Source organism: Caballeronia sordidicola, from assembly GCF_000729995.1.
Taxonomy (GTDB): Bacteria; Pseudomonadota; Gammaproteobacteria; order Burkholderiales; family Burkholderiaceae; genus Caballeronia; species Caballeronia sordidicola_A.
The window spans coordinates 280,265-297,208 of the sequence record NZ_JNFG01000199.1; the positions used below are offsets into that span (position 1 = coordinate 280,265).

Sequence of the window (16,944 nt, forward strand, 5' to 3'; positions counted from 1 at the left end):
TTGCACTTGTCTTTGAACTACGACAATCGCAGCCCTCGTGTTTCGCATGGCAGACGCTGAATCGTACAAGAGGCAGTCGCGCGTGCCACGCCACTGCACCGCTGCGCCGTGGCCATCAATCAGGATGACGTATTATAAAATAATAAATAAAAAGCAGACTCACAAAAACAGATCGATACCTCGCACCAACCGCTTGGCTAGCCGTGGTTGGCGCAGTTGTTCCAGCCACCACTGCAGCGCGCGACCTTCCTGATCGCCACGCCACGCGACGTACAACACGTTGGGTTCACGCGGATCGATCGTGGTCTTTTCCACCAGTTCGCCACGTTTGAGCAACCCGGCGACCCGATGCCGCGGCAACCAGCCGACGCCCAGACCATTGCGCTGCGCGAGTATCTTGGCGCGCATGCTGGGTACCGCCAGCGAAGCCTGGCCGCCGACGAGCCCATACACCCGCCCCGCCGTCGTACGCGCCGAATCGGCAACCACCACGGCACGATGCGCCGAGATGGTTTCACGTTTCAGCAGACCTTTGGCAGCCGCCAGTGGATGGCGCGGCGATACCGCAAACACCCACTCCATCACGCCGAGTTCGAACCAGCGCAGGCCAGGAATGGCCGGCGGTTCGTTGGTCGCGCCGACGATGAGATCGGCCCGTCCATCACGCAGCGCCTCCCATGTCCCGCCCAGCACTTCATTCGTCATACGCAACTTGACCCCGGACTCCAGTGCATCGAATGCGCGGATCACCGGTACCAACAGTTCGAACTCGAGGATTTCGTCACTGACGATCCACAAGCGATCCTCCCAGCCACTAGCGATCTGCCGCACGCGTTGCATCATGCGCGACATGTCTTGCATCAGCCGGCCCGCCTCTTCCGTCAGCAGATTTCCCGCCGGGGTGAGCTGCAGCCGGTAACGACGGCGATCGAACAGCAATGCGTCGAAACGTGTTTCAAGTTGTCTTGCCGCATGGGACACCGTCGACGGCGCCTTGCCTAGCCGGGCCGCTGCACGCGACAGGCTGCCGGTTTCGCGAATCGCGTTGAGCAATCCTAGTTCTTCTTCAGAGAGCATGTGCAACTCCGTCGAACGTGTTCATCGGGAAAATCGTACGGCAAATGGATACCTGCAGTCCACCATATCACTACGCGATCTGAAACCATTCAGTACGCACAGGATCCCGACGCTGGCGTCGGACGCACCGCACCAGGTTCAAAGCATGGCGGGAGCGCAACGGTTCATCACCGGAGAAAGTCATGAGAATTATCCGTAAGGTCGCACGTCAACTCGGCGCCGCGCTTGTGGTTGCTGGAGCGTTGCAAGCCGCGGCACATGCCGCAACGAGCCCGCGCATCAAGGATCATTCGATCAATACGAACGGTGTCGAACTGCACTACGTGGAAGCCGGGCATGGGTCCGGCACACCCGTCGTGCTGCTGCACGGCTACGCGGAATCCAGTCATATGTGGTTGCCGCTGATCCAGCAACTCGACGACCGGCGCGTCGTCATTGCGCCTGATCTGCCCGGCGCCGGTGCTTCAAGCATGCCGGAAACCGGCTACGACAAGAAGACCATGGCGCAGGATATTCACGCAATGGTTCACGCGCTCGGTTATCGCAAGGTGAAGATCGTCGGACACGATATCGGGCTGATGGTGGCCTATGCGTATGCTGCCCAGTATCCGGACGAGGTCGAAAGCATCACACTGATGGATGCTTTCCTGCCCGGCGTGGGCGACTGGCAGAAGGTATGGCTATTGCGCGACAAGTGGCACTACAACTTTTACGGGGAGACGCCGTTGAAGCTGGTTGAGGGACGTGAGCGGATTTACTTCGAACACTTCTGGAACGACTTCGCAGCAGATCCCAAGCACTCGATGCCGGAGGCCGATCGTGAACTGTATGCCGCGACTTACGCCCAGCCAGGGCGGATGCGCGCGGGGTTCGAGTACTTCCGTGCGTTCCCGCAAGACGCCCAAGACTTTGCAGAGTTCGCGAAAACACCGCTGACGATACCGATGCTGGTGCTGACCGGAGAAAAGGCCTCGGGTACCTTCCTGATCAACCAGGCGCGTCTCGTCGATACGAATGTGCAGGGCATCGTCATCCAGGGTTCGGGACACTGGCTAATGGAAGAAGCGTCCGAACAAACCATCCCGGCTATCGTTCAGTTCATCAATACGCCATCGCCGAAATAAACCGTTCACGACCGCCCCGCTCACACGAGACGCGTCGCAACACAAGGAGTAGCCCTTCAAGTGCAACCTGCGCCAGATCGCCGACTACCCGAATCTCTCGGCCTACACACGCGAGATTTATCAGCTTCCCGGTGTGGCGGACACGGTCAATCTCGAGCACATCAAACGGCACTATTACGAGAGCCATCGCGGGATCAATCCGGCCGGCATCGTGCCGCTTGGCCCCGTGCTTGATTTCTCCGCGCCGCACAACCGCGCACGGCTCACAGGCTTCACGCCACAGCGTTCATGAGCTGAAAGGTAGCGCCTGATTGCCACCCGCGCGGCGCTAACCCGCTTCCTGCGTTAATTCATCTGATGGCGCGATCTGAGGCACGCGCCAAACCAAAGATTGGCCACGCACCATCCGACGTGGCCATGATCCGCCTCGTCTTATCCCCAAGGAAATACCATGATTCAATTTTACTTCCATCCGTCGCCGAATCCGTTGAAAGTCGCGCTCATGCTCGAAGAACTGCAAACGCCGTTCGAACTCGTGGCCGTCGATACGTTCAAGGGCGAGCAACATAAGCCCGAGTTTCTGAAGATCAACCCGAACGGTAAGGTGCCGGCTATCCTGGACAACGGCATCGCCGTATTCGATTCCCACGCAATCCTGCTGCACCTGGGCACGAAGCATGGCAAGTTCGTGCCGTCCACGCCATCGCAACATGCGCAAATGCTGTCATGGCTGATGTTCGTCGCAACCGGCCTGTCGCCGTTTTCGGGCCAGGCGGTGCACTTCCAGCACCACGCGCCGGAACCCCTGCCGTATGCACGCAACCGATACCTGAAGGAAGTCGAGCGTCACTACCGCATTCTCAACGAGCGTCTCGCTGCGTCGAAGTATCTGGCGGGCGACACCTACTCGATCGCCGATATGGCGCTGTGGGGCTGGGCCAATTTCGCGGGCTACATCCTCGGCGAGAAAGGCCTCACCGATTATCCGCACGTCAAGCATCTGGTCGAAGAAATCTCCGCACGCCCGGCCGCAGCACGAGCCCAGGCGCTAAAGGAAAAGCTCACACTGAAAGCGGAGTTCGACGAGGAAACCCGTCGAGCGCTGTTCCCGCAAAACGCGTCGCTGGCAGTCTAAACGCGACTCGCAGCACGACCCGGGCTGGTCACCTGCGGGTGGCCAGCCCTGAATCCTGAATCGATGACGCGCAACGGTATGGCTCGTGCACGGATAGGAGCAACCGTCATGTACAGAGTTCATCCCACTCCCCCGCCCGCGCACGGTCTGCGGCTGCATAACGTGGCGCTGGCCGTCGGCGACCTGAGGGCGATGATCACGTGATACGAATCCCGGTTGCGTTTCGTCGTAACCGGGCGAGGCCGTTTCGACGCGGTCAGCGCGGACTTCGCGATGCTCGAAGTCCGCGGGCTGCGCATCGAGTTAGTGTCACGCGCCGTCGCACTCGGTGACGATCCGGTCGATAACATTTCGTTGGCTCCGGTTGCAGCACCCGGCACTGTGGAGTTCCTCGTCTCGCCCCCATGTGAACGATAGCCGGGTCAGCGCGCCGATTCAAACTCAGCTGCGAGTTCCTTTGCAACTCCATCGATGTTCATCTCAACGAGCATCTGAAGCGGATAGTTCGGGTATCGCTGAAGTACTTTTCCAGCGACCATGCTCTTTTCCTCGTGCGTAGGGTGCCTGAGGTCGCCTATTCCGTCGCGCACCCAGTTACGAAACGTGTTGAGGTACTCCGCCTGCTGCGTCAGGGCGTTCGGCCCGGCGGCTTCGCCGTGTCCCGCGAAGATGCCGGTCGCAGTCGAATATCGCTCACGCACGATTTCAAGCTGGCTTAGCCACTGCTTTGTCCGACCTTCAGCGAGCCAGGGGTGCACGCGGTGATACAGCAGGTCCGAGGCGATTAGTTGATCGCTCTGCGGCAAGTGGATAACGGTGATATCGGCGGACTCTCCCTCGCCAAGATCGTCTACGCGCAGCTCAAGACCGTCCACAAAGATAGACTGACCGGGCACCACCACAGTATTGGGCAGCACCGTCTCCTGAGGATAATCGTCGCCGTAGACTGGAGTCCATGCGGCACGCTTCTCGGCTTGCGTCGTGCGGATGACGTCGATCGTTGCCTGGGTTGCGTAGATCGGTAGTCCCGGCCACCCATGCACAATTTCGGCCGTGCCGCTGAAGTGATCGGGATGCGGGTGAGTGATGAAGACTGCGAGAAGGGGCTTGCCGTGGGCCCGGATCGCCTCGCACAACTGCCGCGCGGAGGATGTCAGGAACTGGGTGTCAACGAGCACGAGGCCGCGCCCAGTTTCGATGATAAATGAGTTGACGAAAAATGCAGATTCGGCAGATCTGAAAACGTGAACATTGAACATGGCCATTCCTTGAACGGGTTGGAAGAGAACGCCGTTGAATTGTTGACCACTGACCGGCATGAGAGAAGGTGCATAGAACGCATATAATTCATACGGAAACCACATGGGTGAGGCCATGACGAAGGATGCATCCCTGTCGCAGTTGAGAACGTTTTTGCGGATCGTCGAGCGTGGCAGCCTATCGGCGGCGGCAAGGGACCTCGGCACGACGCAGCCGACGGTGTCGCGACAACTGCAGGATCTCGAGACGGCCTACGGCACCGCGCTCGTCATCAGAACCACCCGCACCCTGCGCGTGACCGATTCCGGAAGGATGGTCTACGAGCAGGCGCGGCTCATCGTGCAATCGGACGACATTCTGCGAGAACGATTGACGGGCGATAACGCGGAGGTTGAAGGGCGTATCCGCATTGCCGCCCCGTCAGGATTTGGCGCTTTCGTGATTGCGCCGTTTTGCGGTCGGTTCGTCGAACGGCATCCGAAGGTGACCCTGGAGCTTTGCCTGTCCGACAGCCAGAGCGATCTGGTCAGCGAAGGAATCGACGTTGCCATCCGCATTGGCAAACTTGCCGATTCGTCCCTGTTTGCAAGACCACTGGCCGTGCTGGAAGAGGTTCTGGTCAGTCATCCTCGGTGTTTGATTCGACCGGTTGCACGGCCAACTGACTTGCAGTCGTTGCCGTGGGTTGCATTCTCGGGACTGCTGGACGGCGACGACGTTTGCCTCGAACGTAGAGGCCGCAAGCAGAAAGTCAGGGTTACGCCCCGCCTCAGGATCGACCAGATCGTTGGGCACCGCGAGGCGCTACTGGCAGGTGCGGGCGTCGGGTTGATTCATCGCTACGCCGTTGATGCCGACATCCGCGGCGGGCGACTCGTCCAGTTGCTCGCCGACTGGCGTCTGCCCGAGTGGCCAGTGCATGCGGTGTTTCCGGTCAAGACCCAGACGTATCGCCTGCAGACGTGGCGTGCTGAACTCAAGCAGGAACTGGCGACGATTCCCGGAGTAAGGAACGAGGTGATGCGTAGCCTCACATGAGATGCGGCACGCGACGATGTCCTGCCAATACTCACCACGTGACCGGGACGTGTATTGAATGGAGCATACAAATTGAAAACAACTACCTGTCTGGCTTTCGCAGCCGTCGCTTTGGGCTCGGCTTTTTGCCTACCTTGCGCCGCACAAGAGTCGGGAACCGTCAAACCTCAAATACTTCTTCAACAAGTTGTCGAGGGCATGCCGAGAGGCGAAAAACAGGAACTTCGCGTTTTAACAGCGAGTTTCAAACCCGGCGATAAAACCGTTTTTCATACGCACAGGTTTCCGGTGACTGTCTATGTGCTGGAGGGTGCCTTCACTTTGGAGATGGAAGGCAGAGCACCCGTCACCGTCACTCAAGGTCAGGCAATGGTGGAGCCGCCGCACGTGAAGATGACCGGCTATAACCGCAGCAATAGCGATTCGCTCCGTGTCGTTGTCTTTTACACCAGCGACCCGGACACGCCTTTTCTCGATCCATTGCATTGATCTCGTCGAGCAGCAAAACGACATGTGCGGGCCATGCTCACTTGGCTTCGAATTTCTCCTGTGGCCGATCACTCGCCGGTAAGGGGATAGCACCGCGAGACATTGCCAGTGGACGCGATGCTTTTTCTCCGTCCCGGTATGCCGCTGATCATCGTCGGCATAAAGATAGATGCTCGTTGTCAGCTCCCCTCATGCAGAGTGAAAAGCGGCCACCCGAACCAACTACCGTTGCGATGCAAGATCCGCGGCACCACTCCATGTTGGCGCTCACCATTGCATGGTTTCCTGACGCAGGCCACTTCAGTTCATATTGCCGCCGTGTCGAGGCCCGGGAACATCGCAGCGGTCAGTCTGGACCACCGGCACGTGAAGTTGTATCGTTTGAAGAGGGGAGCGGAAACGTCTGCTGAATTTCCGCGCTGGAACGGCACGAGTTCTTTTCATCACATTGCGAGGCCAGGGGACTTGATGGCGCGCACACTAATAGTCGGTCGGCGGATTCTTTGGGTGTTCGTGCTCTGCCTTGCCACGACATGTCTGGCAACTGGCGCAGTGCTGCTGTTCGAGTTGTCGGTCATCAGCCGTGCGGTGAGCGATTTCAGTCAGGACGAGACACGGGAACGGGCGCGCATCGCCCATGGTGAGCAGGTTACGCTCGATGAGCGCCTTAATCCGGCCTACCTGAAACGCTACGATCTGGACCCGGGCCAATACACCGACAGTCAGGGCCATTTTTCACCAACGGGCGCCGACTGGCAGCGATGGAGGCTTCGAACCAAAGCGGCCGCGACGGTGATGTGGCTCGGCCACGATCCGCCAGGTACATGGTGGACGCTACTACAGATCAAATGTGTCGATCGCTTTCCCGAAGCCCACGCCGATAGCGAGCCGATCGTCGACGTCGCCGATGCGTGCCTCGGTCAGCCGCACTGATTGGAGCCATGTTCAGCGGTTGCGCGAGGGACGGAGCGTGGGTTGGGCTATGACGCCGGCCGGCACCATGAGCAGGCACTGTCACGCAAGCGGCGAAAGGAGAGCAGCGAACATGAGCATCACGCTTAATCACACTATCGTGTACGCGCGGAACAGGGATGCATCGGCGGCATTTCTCGCAGAAATACTCGGACTTCCCGAGCCGAAGCCATTCGGGCCGTTCCTTGCCGTGCAACTGGATAACGGCGTCACGCTGGACTTTTACAGCGATGATCATCAAACGCGGCCGGAACACTATGCGTTTCTGGTGAGCGAGACGGAGTTCGATTGCATTCTTGCGCGAATACAGGGCCGCGGATTGCCCTACTGGGCGGATCCCTTTCACCGCCGGCAGGGCGAGATCAATACGAACGATGGCGGTCGAGGCGCGTATTTCGAAGACCCGAGCGGCCACAATCTCGAGATCATCACGCAGCCGTACGGCAGCGGCGCATAAGGAATCCAGTCGGCTTCCGGTCCGGACCGGGAATGCGTGTCCGGCATGATTGGCCTGATGAGAAGCCCGGGGATTTCTCGGCATGCGCGCTGGTCGCCGATCGCACGTTGATCGAGCACGGGTGTTCTCGCGACAGTCAGCACGCGACCCACTGCCGCCGTTTAACGCAGCGCCGCAGGAACGGCGGTTAGTAAGCAGCAACGGCCGATGCCTTGAGCGCGCCTGACGGCACAGGCTCAGCCTTTGCGAGCGTTGGACAGTTGGCTCGGTAATGTCCGCTGAGACCCGAACTGGTTCTCCTGCGCTAATGCGGGAGAGGTAGTATTCGCGGCTGACAAATATGCTTTGGCTGCGCGATGAAGGAAGCGCAAACATGGCGAAAGACGCTTGCTCCGGGCATCGCCCGGGTGCTGAAGCGCCTCCACTATCCGCTCGATTTGATGTTGCTGTGCGTGCGGCGCGAGACTGCAGAACACGACAAGTCATGCTTCCCATTTGTCGTGAAAAATTAGACCTGCTCACTCGCGATGTTCGATCACGACGCATTCGAAATTGCCTGCTGTTGTCCGCCCGACTGCGTTGCGCAACCTCGAGTACGAGACGGACCTCGCGAAGATCATCTCCTCCGCTAGCCTTGCGCAGAGCGTCCGGTTTCATCAAGCCACGCAACGATGTTACGCACGGTATCGCTATAGAAGGTGCGATACAACTCCTTCGATACATAACCAATATGAGGTGTCGCGAGCACATTGGGCAACTCGCGCAGAGGGTGCGGATTGTCGAGCGGTTCGGCGTCGTATACGTCCAGCGCAGCGCCGGCAATCTGACCGGTCGTGAGCGCCCCAAGCAGGGCGACATGGTCAACGATCGGTCCCCTGGACGTATTGATCAGCCGGCTTGCAGGTTTCATCTGCGCGAGTTCCGTCGTGCCGACCAAACCCTGGGTGCGCTCACTCAGCCGCAAGTGAATCGACAAGAAATCTGCAGTGGAGAACAGTACCTCTTTGCTGACTAGCTGCACGCCCTTCTCCGCGGCGCGCTCCGCGGTGAGGTTCTGACTCCACGCGATGACGTTCATTCTGAATGCCCGCCCGATAATGCCGACAGCCGATCCGACGTGGCCAAGACCAAGCAATCCGAGCGTCTTGCCCGCGAGTTCATCGCCAAGCGAGAGCTGCCAGCCGCCCTGACGCAGGGACTGATTCTCGAGGGGAATGTTGCGGGCCATCGCGAGAATCAGCGCCCAGGTAAGCTCAATCGTCGGCGTGGACGAATAGCCCGTATGCCGAATTTCGATGCCGCGTTGCGCAGCCGCGGCCTGATCGATCGACGCATTCCCTGGGCCGGTAGAGGCAATCAACTTCAAGTTCGGCAAGCCTTCGATGACCACTCGGGACAGCGGTGTGCGTTCTCGCATCACGCATACGACGTCGAATGGCTGCAGGCGTTGAATCAGGTTCCCGATATCAGCGACGTGGTCGTTGAACACCGTAACGTCTGCCAGGTTCTCGAGGGGCGACCAGTCTGCCATGCTCAGCGCGACGTTCTGATAGTCGTCGAGGATTGCTACCTTGATAGGGAATTTGGGGTCCATGAAACGCGCTCCAGGAATTGAAAAGATTAATACCACTCTAGCCAGGCGTATATCCCAGAGCGTGGATGCCAAACAGGTAAAGTGAGAATCACTGCGAGAATAATCCGCAATTGATCCAGGTGCGCAAAGCATTGCACAACAGCACGGGAATACTCAAACCGCAACTCCCGAATTGCATGCTATGCAACCCAGCCCACGACGTAAATCAATAAGTAGCGACGCCACCCATCGTGAACCGCGATGGCAGTCCAGGTGAGCTATCAGACCGCGCGCAGTGTTGGAAGAAAAGTTGGGCGCCGGCTTGACTGTGCCCCGTGAAGTGAGAATCGCCACGCCCAGCTCGCCAGGAGCACAGCCGCAGTTCGCTTCGCTGTGCGGCTCGCCATGATTCGCACTATTCCTCACGCCACATTTCCATGATGCTCTTCGAGGTGGTCGACCAGCATACGCGCAGGAAGCGGCAACGTGTCAAAATTGCGCGCGATTATCAAGAGCGGCCGCAGCGACCATGGTTCATCAAGCTCGACGACGCGAAACGGCGCCGAATGCATATAAGGTGTCACGCTTCCCTTGGGCAGCACACCGATACCGAGACCCGCGCTGACCATGTTGCGCACGCCCTCGAAGCTAGTCACCTCTATGCGTACGCGTAGCCGCCTGCCGGCACGCTCGGCGGCAGCGCGACACAATTTCGAAATAGACGTACCGTACGGCATGCTGACGATGTCGATATCGTCCTCCAGAGCTTCCGCGAAGGGCATGCTGGCGCACGCGGCGAGCCGATGATCCGGCGGCACGATCACTACCAGCTTGTCGATGCTGTACGGACGCCACTGCAGACCACCGAGGGCGTCCTCGGTGGTCGAGCAGATGCCGAGATCGGCAACCCCGCTTGCGATCGCCTGCACCACTTCATCGCTCGATTTCTCGACCATATCAATCCGCACTTTCGGATTTGCGCGCAGAAAGGAGCGCAGCACGCCGGGCAGATACTGGACCATTGCGGTAAAGTTCACATAAATCCGGGTATGCCCCCTCAATCCTTCCGAATATTCAGACAGTTCGTCCGAAATTTGCTGCAAGTGCTCGCTCAGCCGCTTCGCATGATGATAGAGCGCCTCGCCCGCAGGCGTAGCTTGAACACCGCGGCTGTGCCTATATAACAGTGGCGTGCCGGCGTCGTCTTCGAGATCTGATACGCGCTTACTGACGGCCGATGCCACGATGTGCGTGCGGGCCGCCGCCGCAGCAATGCTGCCCTCCTCGATGACAGCCACGAAAATACGCAGGGACTCCAGGTCAAGTCGCAGTGGCCGATCTGTTGAAACACGCATCCTCGCTCCTTCGGGTTGAATATCCGCTCGGTCTGCACCCATCGCGTTTGGCGATGCCTGTATTGAAAATTGAGAAGTTTTCAATACACCCGGCAACCGGCATCCTATGTGCCATGGAGTTCGATCCGCGCAGGACCATCGACCAGAACGCGGGGCCGGGTAGCGTGCATCACGATTTTATGTCGAGAAGTGGAAGCTGTCCTGGCCGCCACCTAGTTGCGCGATACGTTGCAGCCCCGTGCGCGTATTGGCGCCGTGAGAAAGCTGCACCGGCGCGGCCTCGAACGGATCGCTGCCGCAGACAGCACACTGGTTTTTTCAGAAGCACAGGCCGGTGCACCGCCGGAACGCATGAAACCTCTGTTGAAAATATGAAGGAGACAAAAGATGGAACACAAACAACTTGCATTGAGCTCGCGAACTCGCTGGTACGAGGGTCTCACGCCAACGCACTGGCGCGTCCTAAAGGCTAGCTTTCTCGGCTGGATTTTCGACGGCTACGAGGCACTGGCTCTCGTCGTTGTTCTTGGGCCGATGCTGCATTCGGTGCTGTCGCCTGCACAAGCCGTGTCCCCCACGACTTACGCGGGTCTGGTAATCGGCATCACGTTGCTCGGCTGGGGGGCGGGCGGTCTGATTGGCGGGATTCTCGCGGACTACGTCGGCCGCAAGCGGATGATGCTCTGGTCCGTATTCCTCTACGCGGTGTTTTCGGGTTTGACTGCGTTCTCGCAAACCTTCTGGGTGTTGTGCGGGCTGCGTTTCCTGACTGGCCTCGCAATGGGCAGCGAATGGAGCACGGGCGTCGCGCTGCTGTCGGAAACCTGGCCGGAGCGGGCTCGTGCGAAAGGGGCTGGCTTCCTGCAATCGGGCTTCGGCTGGGGCACACTGATCGCGGCGGTCGTGTGGTACGCGCTTTCGTCGGCGCATCCACTCGGTGCCGAAACCTGGCGGCTGATGTTCGTGCTTGGCGCAGTCCCGGCGCTCTTTGTTCTGTACATCCGCCGCGGGGTCAACGAGTCGGAGAAATGGCAACGCGCGGTGCGCGAGAAACGCTGGAGCGCGACGAGCACCCAGCCGGTTGCGGGCGACGCGCCTGCATCGGGCAAGCGCCCCTTCACGCTCACGCAATTGTTCAGTGAACCTGAAGCGCTGCGCCGCACCCTGCTTCTACTGGTGCTCTCGATCGTCACGACCGTCGGATGGTGGGCCATTTCCAGCTGGCTGCCGACCTACACCGTGTCGCTCGCTAAAGCCGAAGGTCTCACCGACGCTTTGTCGTGGGGCTCGAAGATATCGATCGCGTACACCATTGGCGCGATTGTGGCCTACATGATTGCGGGCTTCGTGGTGGATGCAATCGGCCGGCGGGCCTTCATGTCGCTGACTTTCGTCGGTTCGCTGGTAACAACATTCGTCACGTATAAGCTGACGACAAGCGTCGAAGCGATTATGGTTGTAGCGCCGATCAATGGCTTCTTCACCCTCGGCTGTGCCTATGTCTGGATGGCGATCTACCCATGTGAACTCTTTGCCAGCAGCGTGCGTTCCACTGCGATCAGCTTTGTGTTCAATGCGGCGCGCCTGATCGCGTGGGTCTTCCCGATCATCGCTGGCAGCATGATCAAATCGTTCGGTGGTGTGTCGCAGGCGGCGTTGGCACTCGGCTCTGTGTATCTGCTCGGTATCGTGCTGCCGTGGTTCTTGCCTGAGACGCGTGGCGCAGGTATGCCGGACTGAGTCAGCGATCTTCCGATTGTAGTTCTGGAAAGCGTATGCAAGCAACGCACCTCGGCTGACTTCATCATACCGAGACCAGCGGAGACGAGACAGCGGGCCGTCTTCGCAAGGCTGTGGTCTTTCCGATTAAGTCTGAAGTCAACCGAGATGATATTGCCGCTCCCTATGCCGGGTTGAGTCTTGCCCGGTCGACTTTCACGTGGATCATGACGTCATGAAAATCTTGGTCCACGTTTTGGATACCTAACTGTATTTTGGAGAAGGAAATGCCTCAAAACTTTCGCATTGGCCAGATCGTTCCAAGCTCGAATACGACCATGGAAACCGAGATTCCCGCCATGTTACGTGCCCGTGAAACAATCCGCCCCGAGCGGTTCACTTTCCATTCGAGTCGGATGAGAATGCACAAGGTCACAAAGGAGGAGTTGGTAGCCATGAACAAGGAAGGCTTGCGCTGCGCGGCGGAACTCGCCGACGCTCGAGTTGATGTCATGAGCACGGCGTGCCTGGTTGCAATCATGGCGATGGGGCCCGGATATCATCGGGAAACTGAACGTGAACTGTTGGAGGTTGCGCGTGCCAATCATTGCATGGCGCCAGTCATGACGTCCGCGGGAGCTTTGGTCGAAGGACTGAAGATCCTGGGCGCTCGCCGGATTTCGCTTATGGCGCCGTACATGCGGCCCTTGACCGATCTCGTTGTCGCTTATATCGAGAACGAAGGGATTGAGGTAATCGATTCCATCTGCTTTGAGATTCCCGACAACCTTGAAGTCGGTCTGCGCGACCCGATGCAACTGGTCCACGACGTCCGGGGCCTGAACACGGAAGGCGCCGACGTAGTGGTGGCGTCCGCATGCGTCCAAATGCCTTCATTACCGGCAATTCAGCGCATCGAAGACATGCTGGGAATCCGCACCGTCTCGACTGCGGTATGCACCGTCCGGGGCATGCTGGATCGGCTCAAGCTCGAGCCGATCGTCCCCGGCGCGGGAGCGTTGCTTTCCGGCGCGTGATCAGTAACGCAGTCAGCGCTCACGGAGTTGCGCGTTGGACATGTCGACAAGGCGGCGTCTTGCGATCCATCCTGTCCAACGAGGACCGCGTCGGGCGGCGACAATGATCAGGTCCGGTCGGCGACACCGGATCCTGAACTACGCAATTGGGATATGCCCTGCGATCGAGCGATCGTTAGCACTTTTTTCTATCGCGCAGAGCCATTTGAGGCGCGCTTGCCAGAGCGCTTGTCTAAAAACGAATTCGTGTCGAGGAAAGCAAAGAAAGTATTTGCTGCATATCCGCCAATAAACGCGATTGCGAGCGGTGACGCAGAGACAACACTGTCGTGCCAGAAGTTATCGAACAGTCCGATCACCGTGCCAACGATTACCGCAACCACAAGCCGCACACGATTGACGAATCTTCCGTGGGTCGGATGGAAAGTCTTACTGACGCTTTGCTCGGACAGGTCCCTCAGGATGAACGCCAACGAGCCCAGCACCGCGTACAACACCGGCAGGACGTAAGTTGTTATAGCTGCCCACAGGATGTCACTGGTGCGCCCCGCGTCTTGCGCCATCGCGCGGATATCCTGATACACGGCGAGCTTTTGCAGGCCGTCATCGATTGCATGCTCCGGTTTCATTTTCTCGTCGTTCATGCTCACGTCTTGCTTCTTCAACCGGTTCGGGTTGGTGAGAATGGGCAGGCTCAATTCGAGATTCTCTCGCAGTGTGGTTTGGTCGAGCATCCAGGGCGACGCATACACATTCCGGAAGTGTGCAAGATTCAACCAACTCAGCCATCTGGTTTGCGCATAGAGTGACCGGTTGTTTCGCGCAAAATCCTGAAGTGCCGCCTTGATCAACAGAGCGGACGGCGTGTCGGCCAATTTATCGTCGGCATCCATGCCCGGTTCAGTTACGCCATTCGTAAGCGAAGCCTCGGACACAGAACAGGTCGTCGCGCCGACGTTCATGGCCGTCGCCCCGTCAGCGTCTGAAGGTTCCATGCAGACGGGGATTCGTTTAAAACCGGCGTCCTTTGCGGTCTTGCCGACACGTGCAGCCGACGCGGAAGAAGCAGACGAAGGCGGAGCAGACGAAGAGGACGCTGCTATAAGCTCCTGCTTCTTGTTGATGATCTTATCGCGATGATCTTCAAGCTCGTTGTAGAGCGATACGGCCATTATGTCGTTTGCTTCGATTAGCGCTTTACTACTGCTCGTCAGCTTCGCACTCGCAAAGACCACCATCGACAGCGGCAAGAGGATGGCGGCAATCACGAGCGTCGCCTTGAAGTAAAAGCGCGTGGATCTTCGCGCGCAATGCAATGCCCCGGGGGCAAGCGTCTCCGTGGTAACCGGCTTGATCGCCTCGGCCAGCTTACTCTTCGTCGTGTACAGATCTGACTCTACGTCGCCGGTCCACTTTCCGCGCGCGAACGCTTGTCCAGCTGCCGCCACATTTTGGGAATCTTGCTTGGAAATGCGGATACCCTTGTCTGTCGCGTAAGTCAGCATTCTGATGCAGTCCTCGAGCAAAGCGGCTACGTAATTGCCGGAGTAGTTCCAGGACTCCTCTGGCCGCCCTCCCGGTTCTTGATTACCACTATGATTTTTCATTGTCATTTACCTCCGCTACAGTCCATCCCGCTTAGTCCTCGCGAGAAATGTACATACCTGATGCAACGCGACTCAAAACCGCCTTCGAATTGCGCTTCGCGTTTCAAAATTTCCAGCATCGTCCTCGCGCCGCCTGTTTTCATACGAAGCGTATGGCGCATGGACCCTCGGCGTTAGGACTATCTTGCCAAACGATAGGACTTTCTTGCGCGGTAGGTATTAGCAGGCCTTCCTTGCACGCAATCAACCATGCGCCGGCTGCCGCCCGGATCAAATGAAGCATTCGCTGCGGCGCCCTGCCCTGGACCCACGTTTTTTATTTGCTGCAAGGCTTCCGCACACTGAACTGAGCTTATCGACAGGCCGGATCGGCGGATCATGCCACGGCAGATCTGGGGCGGGATACGAGATTGGATCGAGCCTTACATTCTCGCGATGACGACCTTGCTGATCGTGTTCGCCGCCTTGCCTTTCGCCCGCATCACTGCTTATCCCTTCCTATGAGGGGTTGTGTATTAAATAAAAACGCACAAAATCGGGCCTAAGCAATCAAGTTGTACGCGAAACTTTTTTGCTTACATTAAGTTCAATTAAGAACGGCTACTTCCCTGTTCACTGCCAGGCCTCTGCATGAGGCGCCACGCATCGCCGCCGTAAGTAAAAGATTCCAAGAGGATATGTTGGTTAGGATAGCCATCTTCTAATACGATCATGTCCTGACACGGTTCGCCAGCCTATGCTTTCGAACTGGCAACGCCGTTGTGTTAGTGGTGATTTCGAAAAATCCCGGTCGTTATCTTTTAGGTGTAACGACGCCATCAACGACTTGGAGCCAAACATGTCCCTACCGTCAATGCAGCAACGCCTGCAAAACGCCCTTGCAGCGATTGGGACCGACGACGACCCCAAAGTCCAGGCGCTCCACCAGCTTTTCGATCAGGCGCAAAGTCAAACCGTCGATTTGCTTAGCGGTCGGACGACCTCTTCTCCGCAACATCACATCCTTGCAAACATACGAAGCCTTCTGACAAACGCCACTTTATTACCCAATCAAAATGGCGCACTTGTTGCGAGCAGCGTAACGAGCGAAGGCGATCTGGTGGGAACACTTAAATATGAGTCGCTGGATGTTGAATGGACCGAGGCGGCGATATGCTGGCTCGAGCATTTCCCCCCCGCGCAAAAGGCGCCCTTCCTGACAAATCCACCGCCGGTCATGGCAATTGGCAGTGCTGTGACTATCGCCATTGCGGGTGACTGGGGAACCGGGGTTGATTACAGGACGGACGGGCAACCGAGCGGTGCCGGGAAAGTGAAGGACGAGATCAACAACCTCCGCCCTGACTACACTGTTCACCTGGGTGATGTGTATTACGCCGGCACGCAGGGCGAAGAACAACAGAATTTTCTTGGCTTATGGCCTGCAGGTGGACAAGCAAGTTTTGCACTTAACGCTAATCACGAGATGTATTCGGGCGCGCAGGGCTATTTCGGCAAGACGCTCGCAGACCCGCAGTTCAGTGCCCAGAAGTCGAACAGCTACTTCGCGTTGCAAAACCAGGATTGGCTTGTGATTGGACTCGATACAGCCTATCACGCCGATGAGATCAACCTCTATCAGAACGGCAAGCTCGATCCGGACCAATGCGCTTATGTGACCAGCCTTCTCAACAACGCAGTCAACCAAAAAATCATTCTGCTGACTCATCACAACGGCCTGTCTACGGACGGTGCTACAACCCTCCTGTGGGAACAAATCGCCCCTCTCTTTGCTGGCCGCGAAGTGTGGTGGTACTGGGGCCACCTGCACGCCGGCGTTGCCTATGCGGACCAAGGCACGATCCATCCCCGTTGTTGCGGTCATGGCGCGGTTCCTGCCGGCGCACCCTCAGGACTGAACCCGAATCCAGCCGTTCTTTGGTACGAGAACAATTTAGCGGGCGATCTGACTTATACGGGCCGTGTCAACAACGGCTTTGTACTGTTGTCCTTGAATGAAAGCGATTTAACGGAAGCGTTTGTAAACGAAGACGGCATGACCGTGTACCCGAAGCCCTGAGCATTCAATCGTACTGCGTAGAACCACTCGTTATGACAACAG

At 58.0% G+C, this 16,944-nt stretch carries 15 protein-coding genes and 2 pseudogenes; 12 read left to right on the top strand and 5 right to left on the bottom strand.

The annotated features are described in order from the left end of the window. Positions 1-159: 159 nt before the first annotated feature. Positions 160-1,077 carry a LysR family transcriptional regulator gene (locus tag FH08_RS0135980; protein ID WP_031362982.1) on the bottom strand — a complete coding sequence of 306 codons (918 nt, stop codon included), beginning with the start codon at positions 1,075-1,077 and terminating at the stop codon, positions 160-162. A 182-nt stretch (positions 1,078-1,259) separates the two neighbouring features. On the opposite strand from FH08_RS0135980, the gene FH08_RS0135985 reads away from it, so the two are divergent. From FH08_RS0135985 to FH08_RS0135995, 3 genes and pseudogenes are all read left to right on the top strand, one after another. Beyond that, entirely contained in the window at positions 1,260-2,201 is a 942-nt protein-coding gene (locus tag FH08_RS0135985; RefSeq protein ID WP_031362983.1) for an alpha/beta fold hydrolase, read from the top strand. Between the two features lie 55 nt (positions 2,202-2,256). After that, positions 2,257-2,493, top strand: a pseudogene (locus FH08_RS50860) (glutathione S-transferase family protein); the annotation flags it as partial. Between the two features lie 159 nt (positions 2,494-2,652). After that, on the top strand, positions 2,653-3,336 hold the full coding sequence (locus FH08_RS0135995) for a glutathione S-transferase family protein (RefSeq protein WP_200878840.1): 684 nt from the start codon (positions 2,653-2,655) through the stop codon (positions 3,334-3,336). A gap of 422 nt (positions 3,337-3,758) precedes the next feature. Here FH08_RS0135995 and FH08_RS0136005 read toward each other — a convergent pair whose 3' ends face one another. Next, entirely contained in the window at positions 3,759-4,700 is a 942-nt protein-coding gene (locus tag FH08_RS0136005) for an MBL fold metallo-hydrolase (RefSeq protein WP_031362986.1), read from the bottom strand. On the opposite strand from FH08_RS0136005, the gene FH08_RS0136010 reads away from it, so the two are divergent. The 5 genes and pseudogenes from FH08_RS0136010 to FH08_RS53060 all read left to right on the top strand — a co-directional run. Then, positions 4,699-5,634, top strand: a complete 936-nt coding sequence (locus FH08_RS0136010; protein ID WP_031362987.1) for a LysR family transcriptional regulator — start codon at positions 4,699-4,701, stop codon at positions 5,632-5,634. The genes FH08_RS0136005 and FH08_RS0136010 overlap by 2 nt on opposite strands. A gap of 72 nt (positions 5,635-5,706) precedes the next feature. After that, positions 5,707-6,123, top strand: a complete 417-nt coding sequence (locus tag FH08_RS0136015) for a cupin domain-containing protein (protein ID WP_152603001.1) — start codon at positions 5,707-5,709, stop codon at positions 6,121-6,123. A gap of 468 nt (positions 6,124-6,591) precedes the next feature. Then, the gene (locus tag FH08_RS0136020; protein ID WP_035568380.1) at positions 6,592-7,056 is read left to right on the top strand and encodes a hypothetical protein; all 465 of its coding nucleotides are present in this window, start codon (positions 6,592-6,594) and stop codon (positions 7,054-7,056) included. Positions 7,057-7,168: 112 nt separating this feature from the next. After that, positions 7,169-7,552, top strand: a complete 384-nt coding sequence (locus FH08_RS0136025) for a VOC family protein (protein WP_031362990.1) — start codon at positions 7,169-7,171, stop codon at positions 7,550-7,552. Positions 7,553-7,908: 356 nt separating this feature from the next. Further along, positions 7,909-8,010, top strand: a pseudogene (locus FH08_RS53060) (IS6 family transposase); the annotation flags it as partial. A 170-nt stretch (positions 8,011-8,180) separates the two neighbouring features. Here the strand turns inward: FH08_RS53060 and FH08_RS0136035 are convergent. Beyond that, a complete protein-coding gene (locus FH08_RS0136035) occupies positions 8,181-9,146 on the bottom strand; it encodes a D-2-hydroxyacid dehydrogenase family protein (protein ID WP_031362991.1) in 966 nt (321 codons plus the stop codon). A 401-nt stretch (positions 9,147-9,547) separates the two neighbouring features. Further along, entirely contained in the window at positions 9,548-10,480 is a 933-nt protein-coding gene (locus FH08_RS0136040) for a LysR family transcriptional regulator (protein ID WP_035568287.1), read from the bottom strand. Positions 10,481-10,867: 387 nt separating this feature from the next. Here FH08_RS0136040 and FH08_RS0136050 point away from each other — a divergent pair, with 387 nt between their 5' ends. Together FH08_RS0136050 and FH08_RS0136055 are read left to right on the top strand one after the other, a co-directional pair. Then, positions 10,868-12,220 (top strand): MFS transporter, encoded by a 1,353-nt coding sequence (locus FH08_RS0136050; RefSeq protein WP_031362993.1) that lies wholly within the window; start codon positions 10,868-10,870, stop codon positions 12,218-12,220. A 266-nt stretch (positions 12,221-12,486) separates the two neighbouring features. Further along, positions 12,487-13,236: an Asp/Glu racemase gene (locus FH08_RS0136055; protein ID WP_031362994.1), complete on the top strand. Its 750-nt coding sequence runs from the start codon at positions 12,487-12,489 to the stop codon at positions 13,234-13,236. A gap of 188 nt (positions 13,237-13,424) precedes the next feature. Here FH08_RS0136055 and FH08_RS0136060 read toward each other — a convergent pair whose 3' ends face one another. Next, positions 13,425-14,843, bottom strand: a complete 1,419-nt coding sequence (locus FH08_RS0136060) for a hypothetical protein (RefSeq protein WP_152603002.1) — start codon at positions 14,841-14,843, stop codon at positions 13,425-13,427. Positions 14,844-15,221: 378 nt separating this feature from the next. Between FH08_RS0136060 and FH08_RS54075 the strand changes: the two genes are divergently transcribed. Continuing rightward, the gene (locus FH08_RS54075; RefSeq protein ID WP_268810840.1) at positions 15,222-15,347 is read left to right on the top strand and encodes a hypothetical protein; all 126 of its coding nucleotides are present in this window, start codon (positions 15,222-15,224) and stop codon (positions 15,345-15,347) included. Positions 15,348-15,681: 334 nt separating this feature from the next. Further along, positions 15,682-16,902, top strand: coding sequence for a metallophosphoesterase family protein (locus tag FH08_RS0136070; protein WP_160172540.1), 1,221 nt, complete (start codon positions 15,682-15,684; stop codon positions 16,900-16,902). The last annotated feature ends 42 nt before the right edge of the window (positions 16,903-16,944 follow it).